Annotated in this window: 14 protein-coding genes and 1 pseudogene; 11 read left to right on the top strand and 4 right to left on the bottom strand. The window is 75.8% G+C overall.

Translation table 11 applies throughout. The features are described from left to right. Nucleotides 1-211 precede the first annotated feature (211 nt). Together AB0F77_RS40935 and AB0F77_RS40930 are read left to right on the top strand one after the other, a co-directional pair. Nucleotides 212-688, top strand: a complete 477-nt coding sequence (locus AB0F77_RS40935; protein WP_361959159.1) for an Lrp/AsnC family transcriptional regulator — start codon at nucleotides 212-214, stop codon at nucleotides 686-688. Between the two features lie 251 nt (nucleotides 689-939). Beyond that, nucleotides 940-2,370, top strand: coding sequence for an MFS transporter (locus tag AB0F77_RS40930; RefSeq protein WP_361959156.1), 1,431 nt, complete (start codon nucleotides 940-942; stop codon nucleotides 2,368-2,370). A 151-nt stretch (nucleotides 2,371-2,521) separates the two neighbouring features. On the opposite strand, the gene AB0F77_RS40925 is transcribed toward AB0F77_RS40930, so the two are convergent. Continuing rightward, the gene (locus AB0F77_RS40925; protein ID WP_361959153.1) at nucleotides 2,522-3,283 is read right to left on the bottom strand and encodes a LysR substrate-binding domain-containing protein; all 762 of its coding nucleotides are present in this window, start codon (nucleotides 3,281-3,283) and stop codon (nucleotides 2,522-2,524) included. 58 nt (nucleotides 3,284-3,341) lie between these two features. Between AB0F77_RS40925 and AB0F77_RS40920 the strand changes: the two genes are divergently transcribed. The 7 genes from AB0F77_RS40920 to AB0F77_RS40890 all read left to right on the top strand — a co-directional run bounded on the left by AB0F77_RS40920 (nucleotide 3,342) and on the right by AB0F77_RS40890 (nucleotide 17,751). Next, nucleotides 3,342-3,734, top strand: coding sequence for a DUF5997 family protein (locus AB0F77_RS40920; RefSeq protein ID WP_361959150.1), 393 nt, complete (start codon nucleotides 3,342-3,344; stop codon nucleotides 3,732-3,734). Nucleotides 3,735-3,871: 137 nt separating this feature from the next. After that, nucleotides 3,872-4,726: a DUF4132 domain-containing protein gene (locus AB0F77_RS40915; protein ID WP_361959147.1), complete on the top strand. Its 855-nt coding sequence runs from the start codon at nucleotides 3,872-3,874 to the stop codon at nucleotides 4,724-4,726. Continuing rightward, a complete protein-coding gene (locus AB0F77_RS40910; protein ID WP_361959144.1) occupies nucleotides 4,723-9,690 on the top strand; it encodes a hypothetical protein in 4,968 nt (1,655 codons plus the stop codon). Before AB0F77_RS40915 ends, AB0F77_RS40910 begins: the two co-directional genes overlap by 4 nt. A 145-nt stretch (nucleotides 9,691-9,835) precedes the next feature. Then, complete coding sequence (locus AB0F77_RS40905; RefSeq protein ID WP_361959141.1) at nucleotides 9,836-11,005, top strand: AAA family ATPase; 1,170 nt, start codon at nucleotides 9,836-9,838, stop codon at nucleotides 11,003-11,005. Nucleotides 11,006-11,010: 5 nt separating this feature from the next. Further along, nucleotides 11,011-14,952, top strand: coding sequence for a DUF5682 family protein (locus AB0F77_RS40900; RefSeq protein ID WP_361959138.1), 3,942 nt, complete (start codon nucleotides 11,011-11,013; stop codon nucleotides 14,950-14,952). Further along, a complete protein-coding gene (locus tag AB0F77_RS40895) occupies nucleotides 14,949-16,859 on the top strand; it encodes a hypothetical protein (protein WP_361959135.1) in 1,911 nt (636 codons plus the stop codon). Before AB0F77_RS40900 ends, AB0F77_RS40895 begins: the two co-directional genes overlap by 4 nt. 82 nt (nucleotides 16,860-16,941) lie before the next feature. Continuing rightward, nucleotides 16,942-17,751: a LuxR C-terminal-related transcriptional regulator gene (locus AB0F77_RS40890; RefSeq protein WP_361959132.1), complete on the top strand. Its 810-nt coding sequence runs from the start codon at nucleotides 16,942-16,944 to the stop codon at nucleotides 17,749-17,751. On the opposite strand, the gene AB0F77_RS40885 is transcribed toward AB0F77_RS40890, so the two are convergent. Beyond that, complete coding sequence (locus AB0F77_RS40885) at nucleotides 17,741-18,946, bottom strand: cysteine desulfurase-like protein (RefSeq protein WP_361959129.1); 1,206 nt, start codon at nucleotides 18,944-18,946, stop codon at nucleotides 17,741-17,743. The two genes, AB0F77_RS40890 and AB0F77_RS40885, sit on opposite strands and share 11 nt — an antisense overlap. Nucleotides 18,947-19,060: 114 nt before the next feature. Then, complete coding sequence (locus AB0F77_RS40880) at nucleotides 19,061-19,402, bottom strand: hypothetical protein (protein WP_361959126.1); 342 nt, start codon at nucleotides 19,400-19,402, stop codon at nucleotides 19,061-19,063. Here AB0F77_RS40880 and AB0F77_RS40875 point away from each other — a divergent pair. After that, nucleotides 19,346-20,257, top strand: a pseudogene (locus AB0F77_RS40875) (alkene reductase); the annotation flags it as partial. The gene AB0F77_RS40880 and the pseudogene AB0F77_RS40875 overlap by 57 nt on opposite strands. 85 nt (nucleotides 20,258-20,342) lie before the next feature. Here AB0F77_RS40875 and AB0F77_RS40870 read toward each other — a convergent pair. Then, nucleotides 20,343-21,002 carry a TetR/AcrR family transcriptional regulator gene (locus AB0F77_RS40870; protein ID WP_361959124.1) on the bottom strand — a complete coding sequence of 220 codons (660 nt, stop codon included), beginning with the start codon at nucleotides 21,000-21,002 and terminating at the stop codon, nucleotides 20,343-20,345. Between the two features lie 172 nt (nucleotides 21,003-21,174). On the opposite strand from AB0F77_RS40870, the gene AB0F77_RS40865 reads away from it, so the two are divergent. Then, nucleotides 21,175-21,696 (top strand): cupin domain-containing protein, encoded by a 522-nt coding sequence (locus AB0F77_RS40865; RefSeq protein ID WP_361959122.1) that lies wholly within the window; start codon nucleotides 21,175-21,177, stop codon nucleotides 21,694-21,696. The last annotated feature ends 91 nt before the right edge of the window (nucleotides 21,697-21,787 follow it).

The following is a 21,787-nucleotide window of genomic DNA, read 5'->3' as shown; positions in this document are numbered from 1 at the left end:
CGCAGCGCCATCGATGCCTCCATGAGAGCACCCCCGGCCCTGTTGGCTCAAGCGGATGCGCACACACAGGTCCATTGGCCCAGTCCTCACGCTCCGAGCCGAGCCGCCGTGGGGCCATCGGCCCAGGTCGTACGGCCCATACGGACCGGGACCGGATGGGCCATTGGTACAGTCGGCGGCGATCACCCAGGCACAGGGAGGCCGGATCACCGTGGCCGTGGACGAGCTGGACACCCGCATCCTGCGACTGCTCCTGGAGCGGCCGCGCACCAGCGTGCGCGAGTACGCCCGGATCCTCGGCGTCGCCCGGGGCACCCTCCAGGCACGTCTGGACCGGCTCGAACGGGACGGGGTGATCACCGGTACGGGCCCCTCGCTGTCCCCGTCCGCGCTGGGCCACCCGGTGCTGGCGTTCGTGCACATCGAGGTCACCCAGGGCCACCTGGACGACGTCGGGGACGCGCTGGCGTCGGTGCCGGAGATCGTCGAGGCGTTCTCGATCACCGGCGGCGGCGATCTGCTGACCCGGGTGGTGGCCCGTGACAACGCCCATCTGGAGGACGTGATCCAGAAGCTGATCAGCCTGCCGGGCGTGGTGCGCACCCGCACGGAGGTGGCGTTGCGCGAGCGGGTTCCGCACCGGCTGCTGCCGCTGGTCGAATCGGTCGGCCGGACGACCCGCGCGTAGCGCGCGACGGAGCTCTCGTCCGGTGTCGTCACCCGGGCGTACCAACTCGGCCCGTCCGTCGTGCGGAGGCGGTCCGCCCCGGGAGGACCGGGCGTCCCGCGTGTGGGCGGCGTCGTGGCCGCCGGTCGTCCCGCGCGGGGTCGGTCGGCGCTCCCTACGGTGGGCTCACCACAACACGAGAAGGCGAGCCGCATGCCCACCTCCCGCAGGTCCGAGCCCGTGAACGCCACGCCCGTGACCATCGAGGCCGTATGACGACGGTCCAGGCTCCGCAGAGCCCTCCGGTCGCGGACGACCGGCGCTGGAAGGCGCTCGCGGTCTGTCTGACGGCAGGGTTCATGACCCTGCTCGACACGTCGATCGTGAACGTGGCGGTGCCCTCCATGGAGCACGGGCTGCACGCCGCCCAGGCCGATCTGTCGTGGGTGGTGTCCGGGTACGCGCTCACCTACGGGCTGGCCCTCGTGCCCGCCGGCCGCCTCGGTGACCTTCGGGGGCGCCGGGAGACCTTCCTGATGGGGGTCGCGCTGTTCACGATCGCCTCGGCGGCGTGCGGCCTGGCGCCCACCGGGACCTCGCTGGTGGTGTTCCGGCTGCTCCAGGGCATGGCGGGCGGCCTGATCGCGCCGCAGAGCTCGGGGCTCATCCAGCAGATGTTCCAGGGGGCCGAGCGCGCGCGGGCCTTCGCCGCGTTCGGCAGTGTCGTCGCCGTCTCCACGGCGGTCGGCCCGCTGGCCGGCGGACTGCTCATCGAGGCGTTCGGCAGCTGGCGCTGGGTGTTCTTCGTCAACCTGCCCATCGGCCTCGGCGTGTTCCTGGCGGCGCTGCGGCTGCTGCCCCGGATCGCGCCCCGCAGGGACCCCGGCGAGGGGTTCGACGTGCCGGGGGTGCTGCTGCTCGGCGCAGGGGCGTTCGCCCTGATGCTGCCCCTGGTGCAGGAGCAGGCGTGGCCCGGACGGCGCAAGTGGGCCCTTGTCCCGGTCGCGATCGTGCTGCTCCTGGCGTTCCGCGCGTGGGAGCGACGGCAGGGGCGGCTCGAGAAGGGGCCGCTGCTGGATCTGCGGCTGTTCGCGCTGCGGTCGTTCACGTACGGCGCGCTGCTGAGCCTGGTCTACTTCGCCGGGTTCACCTCGGTGTTCTTCGTCTTCACGCTGTACCTCCAGAACAGCATGGGCTACAGCGCGCTGGCGGCCGGGCTCGCGGCGATGCCGTTCGCGGTCGGTTCGGCGGGCGCCGCGCTGCTCGGCGGACGGCTGGTCGTGCGCCAGGGGCGTGCGCTGGTCGTGCTGGGGCTGGTGGCCGTGGGGGTGGGGCTGCTGGGCACGATCGCTGCGGTGCGGCTGGCGCCGGGCGACTCCGTGGGCTGGGCGGCGGCGCTGCCGCTGCTGGTCGCCGGCGTCGGGTCGGGGCTGACCGTCTCCCCCAACACCACGCTGACACTGGCGCGGGTGCCGGTGCGGCGGGCCGGGGCGGCGGGCGGGGTGCTCCAGACCGGCCAGCGGATCGGCTCGGCCTCCGGCATCGCCGCGGTGGGCGCGGTGTACTTCGCCCACGTCGCCAACCACGGCCGCGCCTCCGGCGCCCTCCAACTGGGCATCCTGACGGCCCTGGTGTTCATCCTGGCGGCCCTGGCACTGGCGGTGGCGGACCTGCGCGAGGAACGCTCCGCGCCACCGGAGTAGACCGGGCACCGGGACCGACGGGCCGCCGCGGCACGACTGCCGCCGTGCCGCACGGTGTCGGGGCGTGCCCCGCGGTGCCCGGGCGTGCCTCGGAGTGTCCGGGCGTGCCTCGGGGTGTCGGGGCCGTGCGGGGGTCCGAGAGGGCTCCGTGTCAGGAGCGGCGGCGGGGTCTGCCCGGTTTCGGGGTGGCACGGCGGGTGCGGGCGGGGCGGCCCTGCTGGGTCTTCCCGCGGGGCTCGGTGCGCTTCGGCTTGTCCTGCCGGGGCGTCGTGCCGTCCCGCTTGTCCTGCTGGGACGCCGTACGGCCCCGCGTGCTGTTGACCGTGCGGCCCCGGACGATGCCGATGAAGTCCTCGACCCGGTCGGTGGTGGCCTCCTCGGGCCAGGACAGGGCCACGCCCGACTGCGGGGCGTCCACGAGCGTGCGGTAGGTGAGGTCCCGCCGGTGGTGGAGCCGGGCCAGCGACTGCGGGACGACCACCAGGCCCACACCGGCCGCGACCAGCTCGATCGCGTCCCCCGTGGTCGCGGGCCGCTCGAACCCGGGCTCCCCCGGCAGCGCGCCGTCCCAGACGAGGACGTCGTCCAGGGGGTGGAACACCACCTCGTCGGCGAGGTCCGCCCGTGTCACCTCGTCCACCGCGGTGATCACGTGGTCCTTGGGGACCACGACCACCGTCTTCTCGGTGTACAGAGGGATCGCGCTGAAGAACGTACGGTCGACCGGCAGCCGTACCAGCCCCGCGTCGGCCTCACCGCGCCGCAGCACGTCGGCCGCCTCCCCGGACGGCACCTGGAGGAGGGTGAGCGGCACGTCCGGCAGACGTTCGTTCCAGATCCGCGCCCACTTGGCGGGCGTCACTCCGGGGACGTACGCGAGCCGGAACGACGGTGTTTCCTGCGAGCCTGTCACCGGGCCAGGGTATCCGCCGTGGTCGGACGCCCCGAACACGGCCGATACCCTGGACGTCATGAAGTCGCAGCAGACCACCCAGACCATGAAGCCCGCGACCGCGGCGAAGAAGCTGGGTGTGTACCTCCCCGCCACCCCCGCCGAGTTCCAGGAGGGTGTCGTCTCGCGCGCCGAGCTCGGCGAGCTCCAGGCCGATCCGCCGGAGTGGCTGCGCGTGCTGCGGCTCGACGGCCCGCACCCGCGTCCGGTGGTCGCGGCGAAGCTGGGCGTGTCCATCGCCGGGCTCGCGCGCGGCGGGGTGACCGAGGCGCTCACCACCGAGCAGATCGAGGCGCTCAAGCAGGAGCGGCCCGAGTGGCTGGAGAAGGAGCGCGCCACGCAGGCCGAGGTCCGCAAGGAGGCCGTGCGCGTCAAGAACCTGAAGAAGCGCCAGGAAGCCGAGCAGGACTGAACCCCGGCCTCCCGGCCGCGCCCTCCCGGCTCCCGGACGCCCCGTGACGACCGTTCTCCCGGTCCGTCGCGGGGCGTTGTCAGTGGGCTGCCCTACAGTTCCGGTCACTTGATCGACACGGTGCGGGGAGGCACGTCATGGGGTGGGTCACGGCGGGCGACTACGAGGTCGCCCTGGAGGCCGGGAAGGTGGTGTGCCGCAACGCGTCGGGCCGGCGGCTCAAGTCCGTCCCGGCCAAGCTCGGCGACGATCCGGCGGTCGTCGGACTGCGGCAGCTCGCCGAGTGGCTGGAGCGGCACGAGCGCCGGTGCCTGGCCGACGTCGAACGCTGGATGGTGCGCTCGCTGCCGGTGCCGCTCACGGTGATCGCCCGCGTGTGGCCGGACCCCGCGTGGCAGGCCGCCCTGCGCGACGTCGTCGTCACGGGCGCGGACGGCGAGGTCGCCGGCTTCCTGCGGGACGCCGACCCCGGGCGCGGACTCGGACTGGTCGACCTCGACGGCGACACCGTCCGCATCGCCCCGGACCTCGTGCGGCTCCCGCACCCCGTCCTCCTCGACGACCTGGAGGAACTGCGGGAGTTCGCCGTCGACCTCGGTGTCGAGCAGCGCGCCCAGCAGCTGTTCCGCGAGGTGTGGCACCGCCCGGCGGCGGTCGACGCCGAGGGCACCCAGGTGGAGGACCACGCGGGCGGCTCGTTCAAGGAGCTGCGCTTCCTGCACGGCCGTGCCTCCCAGCTCGGATACCGCGTCCGCGGCGGACACGCCGTCTGCTCCGTCCTGGAGGAGGGCCGCGGCGTCGAGGCCCGCGTGTGGATCGGCGACTACGACGGCTACGAGGAGACCGAGACCGGCCCCCTGATGTGGACCGACGCCTCGGGCCGGGTGCTGCGGCTCGGCGAGGTCGGGCCCGTGGCCTGGTCGGAGGGCATGCGCATGGCGGCGGCGCTGTACGCCGGGCGGGACGTCGAGGACGAGGAGCAGGCGGCATGAGCACGACGTACGACGAGACCACCGCGGCCGCGCTGCTGGAGGCGGGCGCCGTGCTGCCGCCGGGCACCAGCACCCGCGACGACGCCGACACCCTCACCGTCCGCACGTACACGCACCCCGCCCTGGACGACCGCCCCGTGGTGCGGCTGGTGCCGGGCACACTCGGCGAGGCCGAGGACCTGGCCCTGGAGTTCCTGGGCCTGACCCGCGAGCCCGAGGCGCCGGAGGTCGGCCAGGTGCGCCGGGAGACGCTGGGCTTCCCCGCGTGGGCGCTGGTCAACGACCCGGCCAACGGGCACCACGCGCTGGCCCTGGTCAAGGACGTCGAACGGCTCGCGCGGCAGGCCAAGTCCCGCCCCGGCAACGCCAAGGACGGCTTCGAGGAGCTGGGCACCCGCCTCGGCCGCACCGTGCCGCACTTCCTGCCGACGTTCTACGAGCAGGCCGCGCGGGTCTTCCTCCAGCACGAGAACACGACGTACGCCGCCGCGTTCTTCGGCAAGGCCCGCGAGGCCGAGCGGGTGCACGCGCTCGCCGTGGACGAGGAGCGGCAGCGGGCGGTGTTCCTGGAGTTCGCCTTCGCCGGCGCGCTCACCGTCAAAGCGCTCAAGGAGCACGTCAGGGACCTCTCCCGGCGGCTCGACCCGGCCGCGGCGTGGGCGCAGTTCCGGCAGCTGACCGTGGAGCGCTGCGCGGCCGGCATGCCGCCGTACGCGTCGCTGCCGCAGGACGCGCGCGGGCTGATCAAGGCGGCGGGGCTGCCGCGGGTCGCCGAGGAGTGCGCGCTGGTCGCCGAGCTGATCGCCTCACCGGCCGCCGTCCGGGCGCCCGCCTCCTTCTGGAACGCCTACCGGCCGACCCTCGCGGTCCTGGCACAGGAGCAGCCCTCCGTCCGCGCGCGACTGCTGGAGATCATGCCGGTCGGTCTGGGCCACGGGGTCGAGGACGACGAGTTCTGGCTGACGGTGCTGGCGGAGAGCGGGGCCGAGCGGCTGCTGACCGGCGAGGAGGAGGGCGCCGACGCGGCGGACTGGCTGAGCCGCTGGGCCACGCACCGCAAGCACGGCGCGGCGGTCTCCACCCGCTCCACGGCCACGCTCGCGCTGGTCGAGCGGATGGCGCCCCGGCTGTGCGCGCAGGGAAGGCCGGTGGACGTCTTCACCGGGCGCTGGCACGCGGGCGCCGACCTGGACCTCCTCGACCTGTGCGCGGCGCTGGGCGTCCCGCTGGCGGTGCCGGACGCCGACGTGGACGTGCACCTGGCGCTCGACCGGTGGCTCAACGACACCCGGCCGGGCCGGCGCGACCTGGTCGCCACCGCGGCGGACCCGCGGCTGCGGCGTCTGCTGCACGAGGCGATCGGCACCCTGGGCCGCCACCGCGCGGGCCCCGAGCCGCTGGCGTCCCTCGCCGCCCACCCCGTCCTGCGCGAGGTGCTGGGCGAGTGGCTGGACGAGGCGGCCGAGGAGTACACGCGCGCGGTGGGCCTGCCCGGCGCCCGCGCGGCACTCGACCGGCTGCGGACCTTCCGCCCGGTCGCCGTCGAGGTCCGCCCCGAGGCCGTCGCCCGGATCGCCGGGCACGCGGTCGCCCCGCTGCTGGGCCGCACCCTGCGCGCGGGCATCCTGGACGAGCTGGGCTGGCCCGCCCTGGAGGAGGGGCTGCGCCTGCTCGACGCGGAGACCAGGAAGGGCGAGGACAACACGCTGACCGTGCACGACGCCTGGCCCGCGCTGGTCCTCAACCGCCGGCACAAGGCGGTCGTGGTCGGCCCGGACGGGGTGCTGCTCATGCACGACCTGCGGCTGCCGGTCGACCTCGACCGCTGGCAGCGCCCGCGCTTCCGTTACGTCGACGGCGAACTGCTGGTGCTGTGGCGGGAGGAGGGCAAGCAGCGCGGCTACTGGTCGTCCCGCCCCTCCGAGGTGTTCACGCCCGGCGGTGAGGAGCTGTCCGCCTGGTGGTCGGGACACGAGGTCGAGCACGCCTCGGTGCCCCTGCCCGGCGGCGGCCGTGCGACCGGCGGACCGACCCTGCACGCCGGGGACACGGTCCTGCCGCCGAGCCGCGCGGTCCTCTCCGACGGCACGAACCTGTGGCGCCGGGGCAGGCAGGGCCGGCAGTCGGTGTGGCTGGAGTACGACCCGGCCACCGGCACGCACGGACGCGCCTCGCTGCCCGCCCTGCTGCGCGCCGGCGTCCGGGACGACACCACCCTGCTGCCCGACCGGTGCGAGGTGCTGCCGCTCCTGCCCGGCCTGGAGAACAGCCCGTTCGGCACGGACGGCACGGTCCTGGGCCGCTGGGTGCGCACGGAGGGCACCGGCCCGGACAGCCGTACGACGGCGGGGACCCCGGACGGCCGGACGGTCGTCCTCGGCGCGGACCGGCACGGCCGGCTGCCCGGGGCCCCGCTGGGCGCGCTGCGGCTGCCCGGCGGCGCCGCGCCCGTCGCCGTCCGGCAGCACCAGGGGATCGCCCTGTTCGCGGGCGACGACACCTCCGCCGACGGGGAACTGGGCCGCGTCACGTTCGTCGAGCAGGGCGGGGAGTTCGCGGCCGGCACCCGGCTGGTGCCGCCGCTCCCCCACTGGCACGCGCTGCGCCCCCGCGACGAGCGGGGCTCGGCCGTCCTGCGCGCCATGACCGACGAGCGGACCGCCGAGGTGCTGCGCGGGTGCGGGGCGGCGCTGGCCGAGTGGCAGGAGGCCATGACCCGCGCGGGTACGGACGCCGCCGCCAAGGCCGCGCTGCCGTCGGCGGACGAGACCGTGCTGCGCGCCGTGACACACGCCCTGCCCGACCTCGCCGACGAGCGGCTGCGCACCGGCGTCGCCACCCTCGTCCGTACGGCGCTGCGGCTGACCGAGTCGGCCACCGCGTTCACGAACCCGCCCCGGGAACAGCCGCGCAAGCGCGCCGAGGGCATGTTCGCCGACTACGCCCCCGAGCACGGCGAGGACCGCACGCTCAACGACGCCACCAGCGGGTTCGCCGACCTGCACGGCTGGTGGGGCGGGGAGCGGTGGAGCGCACTGCGGCAGATCCGCGCCGTGAACCACGTCCTGTCCGGCGCGCCCGCCGACGGCAGGCCGCTGGCCGACCACGAGCGGCGGGCGACGCTCACCGACGGGTGGCGCAGCGAGGAGTTCACCGTCCCCGTCATGGGCGCCGCCTGGCCCTCGGTCCTGAGCACCCTGCGGCCGCTCGCCCACCGGGCCGCCTCGCCCGCGCTGGCCGAGGACCGGCGCGAGGCGCTGCTCCTGCTGTTCGAGGCGATCGGCGAGGGGATGCTCGCCGCTCCCGGCGGGACGCTGCGCGAGATCGAGCTGAGCGAGCCGCACGACAAGCAGCAGCGCGCCGGCCAGGTCCTGCGCCGGGGCGACCGCACCGTCGTCGTCCTGGGCTGCCAGCGCGTCGACAGCGAGCACGACCGTGTCGAATGGCTGGCACTGGACCACGACCCGTCGGGCGCGTTCGGCGCGGTCGCGCACTTCGCCCTGGCGCGGGAGACCCGGCACGCCTCGGCGCTCACCGCGGAGCAACTGGCCACCGTCACCCGCCTGATCAGGGACAAGGGGGCCGCGCCCTGGCAGGCCGACGCGGTCGACGCGCTGGTCGCCGGCACCCGTGCGGCGCTGGGTCCGGTGCAGGCCACCCTGCTGCTCGCCGGACATCCGCACGACCCGGGCGCGGAGGCGCTGGCCGCCGTCGGGCTGAAGCGACGTCAGTACGACTTCGGCGACGGCATGCTGGACTCCGTCGGGCGGGACGACCGGACGGCGCTCGTCGCGGCGCTGCTGCCCGCGGACCCGGCCGACCTGTGGACCACCGGCCCGGACACGGCCGCCGCGGCCCGCGTGTGGGCCGAACGGCTGGGCTCGTTCGTGCGGCTGCCGGAGGAGCTGGCCGCCGATCTGAACCGGGTGCCCGCCGCCACCGCCGAGTCCCTGCTCAACCCCGGGCGCACGCCCTGGCTGAGCCGCACCACGGTCCAGCGGCCCGACGCGGACGGCAACCTGGTCGCGGCGGACCCGGCCGCGATTCCCGGACGGTACGACCTCACCCGCGCCGTGGACGCCCTGGCCCAGCTCGCCTACGCCCTGCCGTACGGGCATCCGCTGCGCGCCGCGCTGCCGGACGGGCTGGCCGCGCTGCGCCGCCGTCTCGCCGATCCCGAGCTGCTGCTCGACCTGGACGTCGAGTGGACGGAGCAGGGCGGCCCGACCGCGGCCGAACTCCGCAAGGCGTACGGGCTGCCCGCCACCGGGGGCGCGGACGCCGACGGCTCCACCCGGGTCGGCGAGGTGTTCGTGCTGCGCCCCTGGTACCAGGACACGGAGACCGTCCTGATCCGCCCGGCACTGATCACCGGCCCGGACGACCCGGCGCTCGGGCTCGTCGAGGGGCTGGTGCACACCGGACGGGCGAGCGGTGTCCACGCGCTGCGGGCGATCCTGGGCGACGACCTCGCGCGGGCGCTCGCCGCCGGTGCCGAAGGGCCGGCCGGACCCGCCCAGGACCCCGCGGTCGGCGCTCCCGCGCTGGTCGCCGAGGTCGCGGCGGCCCACGGTCTGGGCGAGGACGCGGCTGCCCTGTATCTGCAACTGCTCGCGCTGCCGGACCCGACGGACCGCAACGTCGCCCGCTGGACCGGCTGGAAGCCCGCCCGGCTGAAGAAGGCGCGTGCCGAACTGGCCGCGACCGACCTGGTCGTGGAGGCCAGGCGCCCGCGCGCCGGACGCACCCTGTTCCTGCCGTGCGGCTGGTACGACCTCAAGGCGCCGGCGCTGCCGGTGGAGACCTGGAAGGAAGGTCTCCACCCGGTACCGGCCCATGAGCGGGCGGTCCCCCTGCTGCCGGTTCCGGACCTGTTCGTCCGGGCCTGGGAGCGGGTGCGCGCGGGTGACGCCCCGGCGTACGAGGAACTGACCACGCGCGCCACGCGCCGGGGACGCCGATGAGGACCCCGTCGGCTCCGACGCCCCTGAAGTCCGCCGAGCTCCCCGAGTCCCCCTTGTCTCCCTTGCCCTCCTTGCCCTCCTTGTCCCCCGCACCGTCTCAGCCTTTGCCGACCGTCAGCCGCACCGCCCCGAAGGACGCCCGCCGATGACCACCGCCCTCGTTCCCGACACGGCCCGCCAGGTGGTACCGCCCGAGGACCGGTACGCCGCCGAACTGGCCTTCCTCGCCGCGTACGACAGCGGTCCCCGCCCGCCCGCGTGGCGGCTGACGCCGCGCGCGGTGGTCACGTTCGTCATGGGCAGCGGCGGGCGGGCGCTGCGGCTGCCCGACGGCGCCGAGGCGCCCGAGGGGGTGCCGCGGCGGCTCGTGGTGGAGGACAAGTTCGTCGGCGACCGTGCGCTCGTCGAGCGGTGTGTCGTCACGCTCGCCGGTGAGCGCGGGCTGCTGCTCGTCGGCGAGCCGGGCACCGCCAAGTCGATGCTCTCCGAACTGCTGTCGGCCGCCGTGTGCGGCACCAGCGGCCTGGTGGTGCAGGGCACGGCCGGCACGACGGAGGACCAGCTCAAGTACGGCTGGAACTACGCCCTGTTGCTGGCCAAGGGACCCAGCAGCGAAGCCCTCGTGCCCTCGCCCGTCCTCACCGCCATGTCCCGGGGCGGCATCGCCCGCGTCGAGGAGGTGACGCGCTGTCTGCCCGAGGTGCAGGACTCCCTGGTGTCGCTGCTGTCCGAGCGGCGCATCGCGGTGCCCGAACTCGCGGGCACGGACGACGCGTTGGCGCACGCCGCGCCCGGCTTCAACCTGATCGCCACGGCCAACCTGCGGGACAGGGGCGTCTCGGAGATGTCCGCCGCGCTCAAGCGGCGGTTCAACTTCGAGACGGTGGGCCCGATCCCGGACCTCGACGCGGAGACCGCGCTGGTGCGCGGCCAGGCGCGGGCGTCGGTGGAGCGGGCCGGGGCCGCGTTCCAGGTCGACGACGCGGTGCTGGAGGCGCTGGTCACCGCGTTCCGTGACCTGCGGGAGGGACGGTCGGCCGAGGGCTGGGAGGTCGAGCGTCCGTCCACGGTGATGAGCACGGCGGAGGCGGTCTCGGTGGCCGGTGCGCTGGGTCTCGCGGCGGCGTACTTCCCCGGGGACCGTGATGTGCTCGGGCTGCTGCCCGGGCATCTGCTGGGCGTCGTACGCAAGGACGACCCCGCCGACGCGGCGCGGCTGCGCGGCTACTGGGACGGCCCGGTGCGGAGGCGGGCCGAGCAGGGCTCGGCCACCTGGCGCACGCTGTGGGACCTGCGTACGGTCCTGGAGGGCTGAGGGCCGTGCGACCCGAGGAAGCCGTCGCGGCGCTCACCGATCCGGCGGGACCGTACGTCATCGGCGTACGGCATCACGCGCCGTCCCTCGCCGCGGCCGTACCGGCGCTGCTGGACGCCGCCCGGCCGGACGTGCTGCTCGTCGAACTCCCGGCGGAGCTGCAGGAATGGCTGCCGTGGCTCGCCCACGAGTCCACCCGGGCGCCGGTGGCCCTGGCCGCCGCCCCGGACGACGGCCGGGGCGGCCCCGCGTTCTACCCGTTCGCCGACTTCTCCCCCGAACTGGCCGCACTGCGCTGGGCCGCGCGACGGGGTGTACCGGCACTGACCTGCGATCTGCCGTTGGCGGACCGCGCGTGGGAGGAGCCGGACCCCGTCCCGGGAGGACCCGGGAAGCCCAGCAGCACAACGGGGGTTCGGGTTCCCGACGGGGAGCCGGACGCCGGTGCCGAGACGGTCGGGGGTCGGGCTCCCGACGCCGCCACGGACGCCGACGCCGACACGGTCGGGGGCCGGTTTCCCGACACCGAGCGGGACGCCGACGCCGGTACGGCCGGTGTCGGCGGTCCCGACGCAGAGACGGACTCCGGCGTCGGCTCGACCGGGGCTCGGGTTCCCGGCGAGGAGTCAACCGTCGGCTCCGGCACGGGTGGTGGTGTCGGTGAGGCGTTGCGGGCTCGGCTGACCGGGCGGCCCGGGGACGATCTCTGGGACCGGCTGGTGGAGGTCGCCGCTCCCGGGTCCTCGCCGGAGGCACTGCGGCGCGCCGCGCTGCTCACCGGGTGGGCGCTGCGCGCGGACGCGGTCGCCTCGGGCGGGGTCGCGGAGCTGGATCTGCGGCGCGAGCGGTGGATGCGGTCCTGTCTGGCCGCCGCCACCGCGCGCGGGGAGCGGGCCGCCCTCGTGGTCGGCGCCTTCCACGCCCCGGCGCTGCTCCCGGGCGGCCCCGACACACCGCCCGACCCGGCCGGGACCGCCTCCGGCATCCACCCGGCTCCCGGGCCCGACGCCCAGTCCGTTCCCCGGCCCGACGCCCGCGCCGTGTCCGGACCCGACGCCCACTCCGCCACGGCCTCCGCTCCCGCTCACGACAGCCGCGGCGTTCCCGGCACCGGCTCCCGCACCGCTCACGGTCCCGGTCCCGCTCCCACCCGCAAGGTGCGGAGTTGGACCACCTCGTTCATCCCCTACACCTACGCGCTGCTGGACGAGCGTTCCGGTTATCCGGCGGGGATCCGGGACCCGGAGTGGCAGCACATGGTGCTCGACGCGGCGGGCGATCCGGCCGCGCTGGAGGACGCCCTCGTCCGGGCCGCCGTGCGGGTGTGCGCGGAACTGCGCGCGCAGGGACACCCGTCGGGCCCGGCCGACGCCCGCGAGATCACCCGGCTGGCCGGGGACCTCGCCCGGCTGCGCGGGCTGCCCGCGGCGGGCCGGGGCGAACTGGTCGAGGCCGTGCAGACGGTGCTCGCCCAGGGCGAACCGTACGGCCGGGGCCGCGCCGTGGCCCGCGCGATGGAGACGGTGCTCGTCGGCACGCGCGGCGGCCGTCCGGCACCGGACGCGCCCCGCAGCGGTCTCGCCCCCGCCGTCGAGGCGGAGGTGGCGGAACTGAACCTGCCCGGCCCGGCGGACGGCGGCGGCCCCGCCCGCGACCTTCGGCTGGACCCGCTCCGCTCCGACCTGGACCGGCGCCGCGAACTGCTGCTGCGCAGACTGGCGGTGTGCGGGGTGCCGTACGCCGAGGCGAAGGACGTCGTCGGCGCCGCCGGGACCGAGGCGCTGACCTCGCGCTGGGAAGTGCGCTGGACACCCGCCACCGCGGCCGTGCTGAGCGCGGCCGGCGCCCGTGGGGTCACCGCGGCCCAGGCCGCGGAGGGCGTGCTGCGCGAGCGACGGCGCGCACAGGCCGCGGAGGGCGGGCCGACGGCGGCACAGACGCTCGACGGTCTGGAGCAGGCGGCGCGGTGCGGTCTGCCGGGCCTCGTGGACGAACGCCTCGACGACGTCGCCGAGACGCTTCCGCAGTCCGGGACACTGCCCGAACTCCTCGCCGGACTCGCCTTGTCGGACCGGCTGCGCGCCGGCCACATCGCGGGACTGGCGGCGGACGAGGACCGTACGGCGCGTGCGACGGCGGTCGCCGGGCTGCTGACCTCCGCCGCCGTGCGCCAGGTCGACGGCCTCACCGGCTCCGAGGACCCGGCCGACGCCCACGCCCTGCTCGAACTCGCCCACCGCGCCGACCCGCTGGGCGGCATCCGGCTCACCGACGCCCTCGTCCGGCTGGCCGCCGACGGCTCACCGCTGATGCGCGGCGCGGCCGGAGCCGTACGGGTGCTGCTCGGGCACGAGGCGCCCGAGGCCCTGGGCGGGCGGGTGGCGTCCTGGGTCGACGCGGCCGCCGATCCCGAGTCCCGGTCCGCGCTCACCGCCCGGCTCACCGGACTGCTGACCGCGGCCGGGCGGCTGCTGGAGTCCGCGGCCCCGGCCCTGGAACCGCTGCTCGGCCGGGTGTCGGAGCTGTCCGACCAGGACTTCCTCGACCGGCTCCCGGCGCTGCGCGGCGGTTTCGACACGCTGAGCCCGGCCTCCCGCGAGCGGCTCCTGGCCGCCGTGGAGGAACGGCTCGACGGCGACCGCCCGGCGGACACCGGTGGTCTCGACCCCGTGGCCCTGGCCACGTGGACGGCCGCCGACCTGGCCGCGCGCGAGGTGCTGGACGGCCTGGGCCTGCTCCCCGCCCACGGCGACCCCCGGGAACCCGGTTCCCCGACCGCCACCACCCCCGGCCCCACCACAGGCACCGCCACCGACGTGCCCGCCCCGCACGCCGCCGCGCACCACCTCTCCCCCGCCGACCGCTGGCGGCTGCTCCTGGGCCGCCGTGCCGACCGGCTGCCGCCGTCCGCGGGGCGGCTGGCGACGGCGCTCGACGAGCTGTACGGCAGCGGCCGGGGCGAGGGCAGCCGGGGCGACCTCACCGGCGGGGGCCGGGGCGGCCGGGAGGCGCCGTACCCCGGGGCGCGGGAGTGGTCGCAGGAGCTGGCCGCGCTGTTCGGTCCCGGCATCCGGGAGGAGGTGCTGGCGGCCGCCGCGGCGACGGGCCGCGCGGACGTGATCACCGAGCTGGACCCGGACACCGTGCGGCCGTCCGTCGATCTGCTGCGCTCCGTGCTGCGGCACGCGGGCGGGCTGCCCGAGGCCCGGCTCGCGGCGCTGCGTCCGCTCGTCCGGCGGCTGGTCGAGGCGCTGACCCGGCAGCTGGCCACCCGGCTGCGCCCCGCGCTGCACGGCGCCGTCCTGCCACGTCCCGCCCGGCGGCCCGGCGGTGGTCTCGACCTGCCGCGCACCCTGCGGGCCAATCTGGCGACCGCGCGCCGGGAGCCGGACGGCACGGTCGTGGTCGTACCGGAGCGGCCGGTGTTCCGCGCCCGCGCGCGGCGGGCCGCCGAGTGGCGGCTGATCCTGGTCACCGACGTCTCCGGGTCCATGGAGGCGTCCACGATCTGGGCGGCTCTGACGGCGTCGGTGCTGGCGGGGGTGCCGACGCTGTCGACGCACTTCCTGGCGTTCTCCACGGAGGTCGTCGACCTCACCGGCCATGTCGACGATCCGCTGTCGCTGCTGCTGGAGGTCAGCGTGGGCGGCGGTACGCACATCGCCGCCGGGCTGCGGCACGCGCGGGAGCTGGTCACCGTGCCGTCCCGCACGCTCGTGGTGGTCGTCAGCGACTTCGAGGAGGGCTACCCGGTGGGCGGGCTGCTCGCCGAGGTCCGTGCCCTGGTCGGCGCGGGCTGTCACGTCCTGGGCTGCGCGAGCCTCGACGACTCGGGGCGGCCCCGGTACTCGACGGGCGTCGCGGGGCAACTGGTCGCCGCCGGGATGCCCGTCGCCGCCCTCAGCCCGCTCGAACTCGCCCGCTGGGTAGGGGAGAAGATCTCATGAGCCAGGTCCTTCCGCCGGTCGCCGCGTCCGTGACCGCCGAACTCGTCGCGGAGCTGTCCCCCCGGCTGCGCAAGCGGCTCGACGCGGGCGTCACCAAGCTCGCCGGCCGCCCCGCCGTACGGGACGGCGACACCGTGCGCATCGCCGTCGACGACTCCATCGACCTCGAACTCCACGCCCCCGGTGGCACGGTGACGCGCGCGGAGGACGTGCGCTGCGGCTGTCTGCTGGCGCCGGACTGCCTCCACCGCGCGGCGGCGGCCTCGGCGGCACCGGTCGCGGAGGCCGAGGCGAGCACGGCGGAGGAAGCGCGGGAGGGAGGGGCGCGGGAAGACGCGGCGGGGGAGGAGGCAGCGGCGGGGGCCGACAACTCCCCCACCACTCGGGCGGGTTCGGCGGACGCCGCGAACGCCTCCCCGCCCGAGGTCCCCGCCCCGGGCCAGCTCGCCGCCGCGCAGGCCCTGCTCCGCGCCACCGCCGCCGTGCTCGACGCGGGAGCCGACGGCGCCGGTGCCGTCGTCCAGGCGGAGATGCTGCGCGCGGCCCACTCCGCGCGTCTGGCGGGGCTGCCGCGGGCCGCCGCGTCGGCGGTCTCCGTGGTCACCGCGGTGCGCGCGGCCCGCTCCGGGGACCCGGCGTACCGCTCGGCCGACCTGGTGGCCGCGCTCGGTGACGTCCTGACCGTCGCCCACCGGCTGCCGTACGCCACCGGGCCCGAGCTCGCCGAACTGCGCGGCACCGCGCGGCAGCCGTACACCCCGGACGGCTCGCTGCGGCTGTACGGCCTGTTCTCCGAGCCGGTGCTGACGGCGAGCGGGCACGCGGGCGCGGTCAGCTGGACCGCCGACGCGGAGGGCCGGCTCTGCACGGTGTCCGACGTGGCCCCGGGCGGCGTGGGGCGGGCGGTGGGCGCCGCCGACCGGGCCGTGCGCGTCGGTGACACGACGCTGACGCACCGGGAGTTGTCACGCGCCGGGCTCGCGGTGTCCGGGGCCACGGTGTCGCCGACGGGACGGCTGGGCGCGGGCGCGTCGGTGCGGGCCGTACGGGCGTCCGGCGTCGGCTGGGACGAGGAGCCGCTCGGCCGGCTGTGGGCGGTACCGGTCGCCGATCAGGTCGCGCGGGCCCTGCGCGGCGGCCACGACCTGCTGTTCCTCGACGTCACGCCGCTCGGCACGGCCCGTGAGGCGACGGGTGACGTGCTCCTGGCCGACTGCGCGGGGCTGACGGTCCGGCTGGGTGTCGCACACGACGACCCGGCGCTGCCGTACCGCGACAACCTGCGGCTGCTGGCCACCGCGCGGGACGGTCGGCTGCGGGTGGTGGCCCGGCTCGTCCCGGCGCCGCTGCCGCGCGCGCTCCTGCTGGCCGTCGAGCATCCGACGACCGCCGGAGCCCGGGTCGACCTCGGTTTCGACCGGCTCCGGCGGGCGGACCTGGCCGCCGCCGCGACGCCCCCCGCCGCCGCGACGGCCGTCCCCTCCCCCTCGGGCGGAGCCCCGTCGAACGGAGCTCCCTCGGCGGGAGCCCTCGTGGACGAAGGCCCCTACGGCGAGGCCCCGCTGCACCTGCTCGGCAGGCGTGTCCACCGGGCCGCGTCCGGCGGCCGGCGGGTGCTCGCCCTCCCCGGCGGCGGCCCGGCGGCCGACGACCGGCGGCTGCGCGACCACGGCCTGGCCACCGCGGCCGACCTGCTCACCGAGCTGTGCGCGGCCGCGGCGGACCGCGCCCGTGACGCCTTCGGCAGGCTGCTGCCCGCCGACACGGACCGCTTCGCCCGTGCCTGGCTGGCCGCCACGCGGTACGGCCAGGAGGTCGATCTGGCCCTGTGTGCGGCGGCGTGGAGCGCGGGCCGCCGCTCCCCCGCCCCGGCGGCCCGCGGTCACGCGGCACATCCCGCAAGGTGATGTCGCCGGGTTGAAGTCTGGGACAGCCGGAAGCGGAGGGGTATGGGTACAACTGCGTACGCGCACGAGCGGGGAGGAACCCGTGGCACCGTCGGTGGAACGAGCCTACGAACGCCTGACGGCGGTGGCCGTGGGGGCGCTCCACGAACGTGATCCGGAGCGGCTGTGGCCCCTGCTGGCCGCCGCGCTGCCCGACGTGTGCGGCGGCGCGGCCCTCGTCTACAAGCTGGACGACTGGAGCGAGAGCGCGGGGACCGTCGGCATGTCCCCCGGTGTGGCACCGGAGTTCGGCCGGCTGGGCAGCGCGGCGCTGGGCGTGCTGCGCTCGGGTTATCCGTTCGCCGCGCACTACGTCGCGGGCGGGGACCGGGAGCCGGTGACCGCCCGGCGGACGGCGGGCCGGGCGTGGGCGCCGAGTCCGACGGCGGCGCTGCTCGGTGACGTCCTGGACGTGGACCACGCGTTGGCGATCCCGCTGCCGGGAACCGCCGTGCCGATCACCGGCTGCATGGTCTACCGCTCGGGCACGGACTTCACCGAGGACCACCTCCGACTGGCGCGGCAGGTGCAGCCGTTGCTGGCCGCCGTGGACCAGCAGCGTCAACTCCTGGAGGAGTGGCGCCGGTTGCTGCCGCCCACCGAGGAGGCGCGGGAGCGGGCCGCGGACTGCTCGCTCACGCCCCGCGAGACGACGGTGCTCCTGCTGCTCACGGACGCCCTGACGGCCGCCGCGATCGGCCGCCGTCTGGGCATCTCCGCGCGCACGGTGCACAAGCACGTCGAGAACATCTACCGCAAGCTCGGCACCCGCGACCGCATCAGCACGGTCCTGCGCGCCCAGCACCTGGGACTGCTCCCGGGGCCCCGGGCCGGGACGCCGCCTAGCGGGTGAGGAAGTCGGCCAGACCGGTCAGCAGGCGGTCGACGTCCTGGGTGTCGGTGTAGGGGGCGAGTCCGACGCGCAGGCCGCCGGTGTCCCCGAGGCCGAGCCGGCGCGACGCCTCGACAGCGTAGAAGGACCCGGACGGCGCGTGGACGCCGCGGACGGCGAGGAAGCGGTAGGCGTCGGTGGTGTCGGCGTCCTCGAACGTGAGCAGCAGGGTGGGGGTGCGGTCGGCGGCCCGGGAGTGGACGCGTACGCCGGGCAGCGCGGCGATCCCCTCGTCCAGTCGGGTGCGCAGGGTCCGCTCGTGCTCCTCGAGCGCCGTGTACGCCGCGGCCAGACGCTCGCGCCGGGAGCCGGTCGCGTCCGGGTCGAGTCCAGCGAGGAAGTCGACGGCGGCGCGGGTGCCGGCGAGGAACTCGTAGGGCAGGGTGCCGAGTTCGAAGCGCTCGGGGACCGCGTCGGTGGACGGCAGCAGCTTGTCCGGGTGCAGGGTCTCCAGCAACTCGGTCCTGGCGGCGAGCACTCCGTGGTGCGGGCCGAGGAACTTGTAGGCGGAGCAGACGTAGAAGTCGGCGCCGAGCCGGTCCAGGTCGACGAGGCTGTGCGCGGCGTGGTGGACGCCGTCGACGTAGCTGAGCGCGCCCGCGGCGTGGGCCAGCCGGGAGATCTCGGTGATCGCGGGCCGGGTGCCGATCAGGTTGGACGCGGCGGTGACGGCGACGAGGCGGGTCCGGTCGGTGAGGAGGGCGCCGACGGCGTCGGCCGGGAGTTCGCCGGTGGCGGGGTCGAAGTCGGCCCAGCGCACGGTCGCTCCGGCCCGCTCCGCGGCCTGCACCCAGGGCCGGATGTTGGCGTCGTGGTCGAGGCGGGTGACGACCACCTCGTCCCCCGGCCCCCAGTCCTGGGCGAGGGTGCGGGCCGTGTCGTAGGTGAGCTGGGTGGCGCTGCGGCCGATGACGACGCCCGCGGGGTCGGCGCCGAGCAGGTCGGCGAGGGCCCGTCGCGCCTCGACGACGATGTCCTCCGCGTTGCGCTCGCCCGGCAGTTCGTGTCCCCGGTTCGACAGCGGTCGCGCGAGCGCGTCGGCGACGGCCCGGATGACCGGCTCGGGCGTCTGGGTGCCGCCGGGGCCGTCGAAGTGGGCGGTGCCGGCGCTCAGCGCGGGGAACTGGGCGCGCAGGGCGGTGATGTCGTACGTCAACGGGGGCTCCTGTGGGTGCCGTGACGGGCGCGTCCGGGTCGACGCGGGTGCGCAAGGAGCGTACGGCGGCACGGTCACCGTCCACAGCCCCGCCCACCCCGGACCTCCCGCGTTTCAGCCGGTCACGACGGCCTCGGCGCTCGCGGCGGCCTCAGCGGGCGTGACGCTCCGGGCAGCTTCGGCGGTCGTGGTGGTCCGCCGGCTCTCGCTGTGGGCGCGGTTCGCGGAGATCAGCGCGTCGAGGGACTCCCGGGTGTGCACGAGCTCGGCGATGTGCGCGGAGAGCCGGTCGCGCTCCTCGGCCATGCGGAGCATCGCGGCGTCGGACGCCTCCGCGCTGGGTTCGTCGACGCAGGGCAGCAGTTCGGCGACGGTCCGGCTGGACAGGCCCGCCGCGTAGAGGGGGTGCAGCCGAGCCCGGTCGGCCAGTCCAACCCCGGCACACCCGGTCTGCAAACGGACGAGCAGGTGGTGTCGTGGCGTCCCGTGACGGACGCCGTGCACGCCAACGGCGGCCGGGTCTTCGCGCAGATCATGCACGGCGGCCAGGTCTCGCACCCCGACACCACCGGGACGACGCCGGTCAGTCCCTCAGCCGTGGCCGCGACGGGCGAGGTGTTCACCCCCGGCGGGCCCCGGCCGGCGCCGGTGCCGCGCGCGTTGGAGTCCGCCGAGGTGGCCGAGCACGCCCTGGCGTACGCGCGGGCGGCGCGCCGGGCCGTCGACGCGGGCTTCGACGGGGTCGAACTGCACGGCGCCAACGGCTACCTGATCTCCCAGTTCCTCTCCTCGAACGCCAATCTGCGCACCGACGGCTACGGTGGCCCGGTCGTGAACCGCATCCGGTTCGCCGTCGAAGCGGTCGAGGCGACGGTCGACGCGGTGGGCGCGGAGCGCACCGGCATCCGGCTCTCGTCCGGCGGCACCTTCTGGGGCGTCGAGGAGCAGGACATCCCCGAGCTCTACGCCGCGCTGCTCACCGAACCGGCCCGGCTGCGGCCCGCCTACGTCCACCTGGAGGCGACGGCACCCGAGGAGGTGCTGCTCGGTCTGCGCCGGATCTGGCCGGGCACCCTGATCGTGAACCCGACCTTGCCGATGGGCGCCGTGCAGACCGGCCGGGCCGAGGCCGACCGCTGGCTCGGTCTGGGCGCCGATCTCATCGGCTTCGGCCGCGCCTTCATCGCCAACCCCGACCTGGTGGAACGCCTGCGCCTGGACCTGTCGATCGCCCCGGTCGACGAGACCACGTACTACCAGGGAGGCGACGCGGGCTACCTCACGTACCCGACGTACCGGCACACGGCATGACCCCCGGGGGGGGCAGGACGCCCCCGTGGCCCGACACGCCTCGGACCGCGCACGGGGACCGGGCGGCCCACCCGGCCCTGCGCGGTCAGCGGTCGAGGAGTTCCAGTGCTGCGCGGAGCGCCGGGGGCGGTGCCGGGGAGAGGGACTGGGCCGCGCGGACGGTGCCCGTGAGCAGGGTCAGCCAGGCGTCGGCCAGGGCCTCGGCCGGCACCGGGCGGCCGTTCTTCAGCCAGAGCAGGGCCATTTCGTCGCAGGCGGCGCCGAAACCTCGTACGGCCAGGCGGAGTCCGGGTTCGTCCACGTCGAGGCCGAGGAGCGCGCAGATCGCCGCAACTCCTTCCTGCCGGGTCGCCTCGAAGGCGTCCGCCGCCAGGTCGGTGGCCTCCGCGCGGCGCAGGACGAGGTTCAGCGCGGCGTCCTCGTGCTCGGCGAGGAAGCCGAGGTGCGCGGCGAAGTGCCGGCGCAGCCGGTCGGCGACGGGGCCCTCGTCGGGGAACGCGGTGGCCGCGCGCAGTTGCCGGTCGATCTCCCGTACGGCCTCCGCGTACAGGCTCTCCTTGCCGTTGAAGTGGTGGGAGAGCAGTCCGTGGGCGACGCCGGCCGTGCGGGCGATGTCCCCGACGGTGACCTCGCCGTAGGGGCGCCGGGAGAAGTTCTCCAGCGCGGCGCGGAGGAGTTTGCGGCGGGTCTCCTGGGCGGCCAGTTGGCGCCGGGTCGGTGGCTTGTCCGTGGCGGACCGGTGCACGTCCGCTCCTTCCCGGCGACGCCGACTTGTCCTGCGCGCAGCGTATTGCAGACCCACCGGAGTGCTCGCGGCGGACCCGCACGGACCCATTGATTGATCGGCATTCAATGAACTACATTCAATGAGTCGCGGCAGGCCGTACGGGCGACGCCGCGAGAAGGGATCCGCACCCATGGCTCTCCGCTTACCGCTCCCGGACGAGGACGACCCCGTCTGGACGGCCGCCAACGGTTTTGTCGTCCGCGAGGACGGAGGTGTCGTCCGGCTGACCGGTCATGAGACGTTCACGGTCAAGGTCACCGGCGAACAGACCGACGGCGCCCTCGCGTTCATGGACGGACTCGTCGAACCGGGACACGGCAACGTCCCGCACATCCACTCCCAGGAGGACGAGGCGTTCTACGTCCTGTCCGGCGCCTTCGAATTCCTCAACGGCGCCGACCGGATCACCGCCGGTCCGGGGGATTTCGTCTACATCCCCAAGGGCACCCGGCACGGCTTCAGGAACACGGCCGCGGAACCGGCCCGGCTCCTCGTCTTCTACACGCCCGCCGGACCCGAGTCCTTCTTCCTGGCCCACGGCGAGACGGACCGCGCGCCCGCCCCCTGGCCGGAGGAGAAGTTCGAAGAACTGGTCGACGTCCTCGCCGCGCACAACATGGTGCTGCTCCCCGGCGACCACGACTGGGACTAGGTGTATTGATCACGAGCGTTGTTAACGCCGCCGGGCTTGATCATGGCGAAGGCCTCCGTGTGTGGTGGAGGTGTCGAATCTTCACCGCACG

This window comes from Streptomyces sp. NPDC026672, assembly GCF_040638185.1.
GTDB lineage: Bacteria > Actinomycetota > Actinomycetes > Streptomycetales > Streptomycetaceae > Streptomyces.
This window is presented reverse-complemented; position numbering and strand designations above follow the sequence as displayed.

What these genes read in the sequence shown, in the direction of transcription:
- AB0F77_RS40930 (WP_361959156.1), top strand. Translation starts at nt 940, where the DNA reads ATGACGACGGTCCAGGCTCCGCAGAGCCCTCCGGTCGCGGACGACCGG.
- AB0F77_RS40920 (WP_361959150.1), top strand. Translation starts at nt 3,342, where the DNA reads ATGAAGTCGCAGCAGACCACCCAGACCATGAAGCCCGCGACCGCGGCG.
- AB0F77_RS40915 (WP_361959147.1), top strand. Translation starts at nt 3,872, where the DNA reads ATGGGGTGGGTCACGGCGGGCGACTACGAGGTCGCCCTGGAGGCCGGG.
- AB0F77_RS40910 (WP_361959144.1), top strand. Translation starts at nt 4,723, where the DNA reads ATGAGCACGACGTACGACGAGACCACCGCGGCCGCGCTGCTGGAGGCG.
- AB0F77_RS40905 (WP_361959141.1), top strand. Translation starts at nt 9,836, where the DNA reads ATGACCACCGCCCTCGTTCCCGACACGGCCCGCCAGGTGGTACCGCCC.
- AB0F77_RS40895 (WP_361959135.1), top strand. Translation starts at nt 14,949, where the DNA reads ATGAGCCAGGTCCTTCCGCCGGTCGCCGCGTCCGTGACCGCCGAACTC.
- AB0F77_RS40865 (WP_361959122.1), top strand. Translation starts at nt 21,175, where the DNA reads ATGGCTCTCCGCTTACCGCTCCCGGACGAGGACGACCCCGTCTGGACG.